This is a genomic window from Candidatus Methylomirabilota bacterium (assembly GCA_036001065.1).
Lineage (GTDB): Bacteria > Methylomirabilota > Methylomirabilia > Rokubacteriales > CSP1-6 > MNEF01.
The window spans coordinates 1-6,115 of the sequence record DASYUQ010000235.1; the positions used below are offsets into that span (position 1 = coordinate 1).

The 6,115-nt window shown below is 69.3% G+C and carries 6 protein-coding genes; 4 read left to right on the top strand and 2 right to left on the bottom strand.

Annotated features, from left to right (window positions below):
- On the top strand, positions 1–1,600 hold a 1,600-nt coding region (locus tag VGV13_22515), incomplete at its 5' end, for a PhoX family phosphatase (protein HEV8643851.1).
- Between the two features lie 3 nt (positions 1,601–1,603).
- Here VGV13_22515 and VGV13_22520 read toward each other — a convergent pair.
- A complete protein-coding gene (locus VGV13_22520; protein HEV8643852.1) occupies positions 1,604–2,002 on the bottom strand; it encodes a hypothetical protein in 399 nt (132 codons plus the stop codon).
- A gap of 19 nt (positions 2,003–2,021) precedes the next feature.
- A complete protein-coding gene (locus VGV13_22525) occupies positions 2,022–3,404 on the bottom strand; it encodes a hypothetical protein (protein ID HEV8643853.1) in 1,383 nt (460 codons plus the stop codon).
- A gap of 418 nt (positions 3,405–3,822) precedes the next feature.
- Here VGV13_22525 and VGV13_22530 point away from each other — a divergent pair, with 418 nt between their 5' ends.
- The 3 genes from VGV13_22530 to VGV13_22540 form a co-directional block, all read left to right on the top strand.
- A complete protein-coding gene (locus VGV13_22530) occupies positions 3,823–5,034 on the top strand; it encodes a GGDEF domain-containing protein (GenBank protein ID HEV8643854.1) in 1,212 nt (403 codons plus the stop codon).
- Positions 5,035–5,097: 63 nt separating this feature from the next.
- The gene (locus tag VGV13_22535) at positions 5,098–5,679 is read left to right on the top strand and encodes a hypothetical protein (protein HEV8643855.1); all 582 of its coding nucleotides are present in this window, start codon (positions 5,098–5,100) and stop codon (positions 5,677–5,679) included.
- Positions 5,676–6,115, top strand: a 440-nt coding sequence (locus VGV13_22540) for a site-2 protease family protein (protein ID HEV8643856.1), incomplete at its 3' end; no start/stop codon positions are given. The genes VGV13_22535 and VGV13_22540, both read left to right, overlap by 4 nt.

The window sequence follows — 6,115 nt, forward strand, 5'->3', positions numbered from 1 at the left end:
GACGGCCGCCAACCAGGCGCGGCAGTTCGGGTACGACAACGACTTCATCGGCTACCTGCCGCTGCCGCGCGGCAGCGGCTCGTCGACCCACGGCCTGCTCGGCGTGAACCACGAGAACGCGCGGTCGCCGCTGATGTGGCCGGGTTGGGACGGCCGGGCCGCCAGCAAAACCCGCGAGATGGTGGACGTCGAGATCGCGGCCCACGGCTTCACGATCGTGGAGGTGCGGCGGGCCCCCGGCGGCGAGTGGGCGTACGTGAAGGCGTCGTCCTACAACCGCCGCATCACCGGGACCACGCCGATGGCGCTCCGTGGTCCGGCCGCCGGCCATCCGCTCGTGCGGACGTCTGCCGACCCCGCCGGCCTCACCGTGCTCGGCACGCTGAACAACTGCGCCGGCGGCGTCACCCCGTGGGGCACGGTCCTGAGCGGCGAGGAGAACATCTGGCTTTACTTTGACGGCAAGCCCGACGAGGTCGCCGACGAGGGCCTCAGGGCGTTGCACAAGCGGTACGGGCTGGGGACGGCGCGGTACGGCTGGGGTCGCCACCACGGCCGCCTCGATCTCCGCCGGGAGCCGCACGAGCCGAACCGGTTCGGGTGGGTGGTCGAGATCGACCCCTACGATCCGATCTCCGTCCCCGTCAAGCACACGGCGCTGGGCCGGATGGCGCACGAGGGCGCGACCGTCGCCATCTCGAAGAGCGGCCGGCCTGTCGTCTACATGGGCGACGACGCGCGGTTCGAGTACCTCTACAAGTTCGTCGCCGACGGACGATACGATCCTGGCGACCGGGCCGGGGCGATGCGCCTCCTCGACAGCGGCATCCTGTACGCCGCCAGGTTCCGCGACGACGGCACCGGGGAATGGCTGCCGCTCGTCCTCGGGAGCGGGCCCTTGACGCAGGCCGGAGGGTTCCGCTCCCAGGCCGAGGTCGTCATCAACGCCCGCCGGGCCGCCGACGTCCTGGGCGCCACGAAGATGGATCGGCCCGAGGATGTCGAGCCCAGCCCGGTGACCGGGAAGGTCTACGCCGTGATGACGGGCAACGAACGGCGCACCGCGGCGCAGGTCGACCGGGCCAACCCCCGAGCCGGGGTCAAGTTCGGCCACATCATCGAGCTGATCGAGGACGCGGGCGACCACACCGGGACCCGCTTCCGCTGGGAGATGTTCATCCTGGCGGGCGACCCGCGGAAGCCCGACCACCGCGCCGCGTATCAGGGCCGGACGGACGTCAGCCCCTTCGCGATGCCGGACAACATCGCGTTCGACGACCTGGGCCGGATGTGGGTCGCGACCGACGGGGTGGACGAGACTCTGGGGCCGAACGACGGCGTCTGGGTCGTCGATACCGAGGGCCCCGATCGCGGCCGCGCCCGTCAGTTCCTCTCGGGCCCGATCGGCGCCGAGGTCTGCGGCCCCGCCTTCACGCCCGACTACCTGACGTTGTTCATCGCCGTCCAGCACCCCGGGATCGTCGACAAGGTCACGTACAAGACGCCGGGCAGTCGTTTCCCGGACTACCGGCCCGAGATGCCACCCCGGCCGAGCGTGTTGGCTATCTACCGCGATGGGCGGGGCGCAGGGACCCCATGAGGCTCAAGGAGACGGGAGTACCTGTACCTTGATCCACTCGGCGGGACCGCTGGAGATTCCGCGCTGGTGGCCTTCGTGCTTCACTTCGACCGTCGCGCCTGGCCGCAGGTCGGAGAACGCCCCCTTCAGATTCGTCAGCCGAACCTTGCTCCGGTCCAACCAGATCTTCGTCCGCGCCGTGACCTTGGCGCTCCACGTGCCGGTGGCGCCGACGATCGCGACGGTCTGATCCCGCACATTGATCGTTTGAACTTTCCCGATGACGGTGTATTTCCCGGACAGCCCCGGCGACTGCCCGACGGGAATGTACCTCTCGGTCATCTCGTGCGCGGAGGCCGGTGGGCCGCCCCCCAGGAGCGCGCTCATCCCGACCACCCCCACGACGAACTTCCGGACGGTCATACGCCTCTCCTCGCTTCCCTCATTCGACGAGGAGTGCCCTCGCCTTCTTGTGGCTGCGAAGGGCCTCCTCAGTGTGCTTCCGGCTGAAGAATACACTCCGGACGGCCTTCTCGGCCAGCCGTCGGGCTTCCTGAAGGTGGGCGACGGCCTCGGGGTGAAGGCCACCGCCCTTCAGCACTCGAGTGCTGTCGTCCGTCTCACGAATGGCCCGTTCGAGGAACCGCCGTTTTTCCTCGGAGAACGACACTGCGAGACTCGCCTCCAGCAGCATGATGCTTTGCCGGATATTCTCGAGCACGTTGACGACCCGCAAGAAAGCGGCCACCGCCACGACCTGGGTCGCGTCCAGTCGGATGCCCACGCCCTTGGGGTCGGTGCCGGCCAGCGCGCGGCCCGCTGGGGAGTTGTTGAACGCCGCCCCGTTGTAGAAGGCGACCGCCCCTTCCACGGTCTCGACGGCATTGTTGTGGAAGAACGGCCCGGTGTCCGCCGCCTCCACCAGCGGCGGCGTGTTGAACGTGCCGTCGCCCGGCGTGCGGAGCCCGTCATCACGGGGGACCACCTTGCCGGTCAGGCGCGCGGGCTGATCGGGAAGATCCTCCACGCCGGTGTTGAAGTTGGCATTCCCGAGACTGCCCCCACCGAAGTTCGCCGTGGCCCCGGCATTCACGTGGCAGCGATTGCATTTGCCGAGCGCGTTGTCGAGGAAGATCTCCTGACCCCGCTTCGGCACCGTGCCTCGGAGCCGCAGCGGCAGCGCCAGGTCCTGTTGCCGCCCCAGGGAGAGCTGGAAGGCTTCCAGGGCCTCGAGTTCCTCCCCGGTGGGCAGGCGGAAATCGACGCCGGGGACCCGGTTCAAGGTTTTGGTGAAGTGCTGAATGACCGCGCCTACCGCGAAGGACCGGAGCGATCCATCGCCCGGAGCCCCGTCTCCCGACCACCCGGTGCGGGGCCCCCCGGGGCTGTCGACCGAGGTCCGGAGCCCGAGCACGTGCGGGACTCCCCGCATGACGAACGTGTTCTTCAGGTCGTCGAATCCGTCCAGGTTCTCGAGGATGAGCCCGAACTCCCGCATCAGCGCCGGGTTCTCGAAGTTCACCTTCAAGTCCGGGTTGAACTCGGCGACGAAGAGGGGATTGTTCTTCGGAAGCGTGGCGATGAAGGCCGGATCGATGGTGAAGTTATTCTCCGCCGGATGGCAGGTACCACAAGTTCGCCCGTTGCCAGCGAACGTCTCGTTGAAGAAGAGGTCGCTTCCCTTCGCGATGAGTTGGCTCTGGCGATCTGGGGGCGGAGAAGCGGCCTTGCAGCCCGACAGCCCGACGACGGCCAGGAACACCGATGGAACGCACATGACGGCGGCGCGCTTGATGGGCGAAGACAGGAGCTCTCCTGAGCGCATCCGTCCCCCTTCATCGGGTACCGCGTACGTGCTTGTACTCCGCTGCTCCCCGTGCACCGGCCGTGCCAGACGGGCCCGCCGCTCTAGCCGCGTTCAACCCCCCGACAATGTGGAATTTTGCTGGTCGACGGACACGAACCCCGCCGTCCGGGCGCACGCAGACTGACACGGTGTGTGTCATGTGTCGGACCGATCGCGCCTGATTCCCTACGGGATCTCGGAGGATTCGGGGTCTGGCGCTCGGGGCTCGTGTTCACGCTCATCCGCACAGTCGGGTTATTGTGGTGACAGGGCTGATATCACTCCACATCTCGACAGGCCGGGTTCCACCAGCGAGGTGGTGAGCCACGCAACAGACAGGCGCTCGAGTGGATGATGCGCGCCGTGCAGAAGCTTCTCGCGTGATGGGCATGGGCGCGTGAGACGCTTCGGGCTCCGCCTGCTCCCCGGTGGGCTGCTACTGGGAGCCGCCTCGGTCCTCCTCTTTGTTCCCGAGCTCGGCGACCGGGCCAGCCCGCTGGTCCCCGCCGCCGCCTACGCCGTGACCGCCGCCGGCATCCTGCTGGGCCTCAGGTTCGGAAACGTCCGCGTGTTGCTCTGCCTCATCGTCCTGGCCCTGGCGGACCAGGCCCTGACGCGCTGGGCGCCGCCTGGCGACGCCTCGATGGCCGCCGGCGCCGTCGGCGGCATCGTCGCGCTCCTGCTGCCACTGAACCTCGCGGCCCTCGCCTGGACGCCGAATCGGGGCGCGCGGTGGTCACAGGTGAGGCTCTGGACGACCCTCATCGCCGGCCAGGCGCTCGGCGTCGCGGTCCTGCTCCTTCCCGAGACCGCGGAGGCGGCGCGCGCGCTCTGGCGCACCCTCCTCGAGCCGGGCCGGCACCAGTGGTCCGCCCTCGGCCCGCCTGCGCTCGTGGCCTTCGCCGTCGCCTTCGTCCTGGCGCTCGTCCGCTTCGCGCGCCGCCCGCGCCCCACCGAGGCCGGGATCGTCTGGGCCCTGGTGGCCGCGTTCCTCGCGCTCGGCCTCGGCGGGGAGCGCCTCGTCGCGACGCTCTACCTCGCCACCGGCAGCCTGATCCTGATCGTCGCGCTCGTCGACACGTCGTACGCCATGGCGTACAGCGATGAGCTCACGGGCCTGCCCGGGCGACGGGCCCTCAACGACCTGCTGAGCGGGCTCGGCCCGCCCTACGCGGTGGGCATGGTCGACATCGACCACTTCAAGAAGTTCAACGACACGTACGGGCACCAGGCGGGCGACCAACTGCTCCGCAAGGTCGCCACGACGCTCATGGGCGTGACCGGTGGCGGTCGCCCGTTCCGCTATGGTGGCGAGGAATTCGCCGCAGTCTTCTCCGGCCTGTCAGCGGATGAGGCGAGCCCCCACCTCGAGACCCTGCGGGAGGCGGTCGCGGCCACGCCATTCACCGTGCGCGGGCGCGGCCGCCGCTGGAGGAGGCGCAGGCCACCCAAGCCGGCGGCGGGGCGCCGCCAGCAGGTCGGCGTCACCGTCAGTATCGGTGTCGCCGACTCGAACGGGGCCGGCCCGACGCCCGCCGACGTCGTCAAAGCGGCCGACGAGGCGCTCTATCGCGCCAAGCGCGCGGGACGCAACCGGCTGGCGACCTGATGCTCCGACCGCCGAGCCCTCAGTTTCTTGGGGAGCGGTGAGCCGCTCACCTATGATGGGTCTATGACGACATCGACGACCTGCGCCCGCTGTGAGAAGACGTTGACCGAGAGCGACAGGATCGAAGCGAGCGGCCGGCTGTACTGTCGCGCCTGCTACCAGACGCTCCGATACCAGCTCCAGCAAGCCGTCGGCACCCTCTCGAAGGACGTGAACTATCCCCTGGCCGTGATCGGCGCCGTCCTGGGCGGCGTGGTCGGCACCCTGATCTGGTGGGGCTTCACGGTCCTCACCAACATCGCCTTCGGCCTGGTGGCGGTCGCCATCGGGTTCCTGGTCGGGCACGGCGCCATGCGCTTCGCCGGCGGCAAGCGCACGACCGGTCTCCAGGTGCTGGCCATCCTCGTCGCGACGATCTCGTTCTTCGCGGCCACGTACCTCGTGAACATGACCTTCATCAACCAAGAGCTGGTCAAGCGCGGCGAGGCGTGGCGCATTCCCTTCCCGCCGTCCAACCTCCAGGTCTTCTACCGCGTGGTGGCGGCGGGCTTCGGGCTGATGGACGTGGTCTTCCTCGCCATCGTCGTGTGGCAAGCGTGGGCCATCCCACGTCCCCTCCGGTTGCCCGAGACGCCAGCGGCGTGACCGAGTCGAGCGAGCAGGAGCGCCGGGCGCGGGAGCTCGAGCACCTGCGCGCGGTGTACGACAGCCTCCAGTCGCCGCAGCGCCCGCCGGGACGTCACCGGGCGAAGCTCGCCTGGGCTGGCGCCATCGGCGCGGCCCTGGTCTTCCTCGCCGGGAAGTTCAAGCTCCTCGGTCTGCTGGCCGGCGTGCTGAAGCTCAAGACCCTGGCCACCATGCTGCTCTCCATCGGCGTCTACGCGATCGAGTGGGGCTTCCCGTTCGCCCTCGGGTTCGTGCTGCTCATCCTCGTCCACGAGCTGGGCCACGCCCTCGCCATGAAGAAGGAGGGCATCCCGGCTGGAGCTCCGGTGTTCATCCCCTTCGTTGGCGCCTTCATCGCGATGCGCGGCCAGCCGCGCGACGCCTACGTCGAGGCGCGGGTCGCCATGGCCGGCCC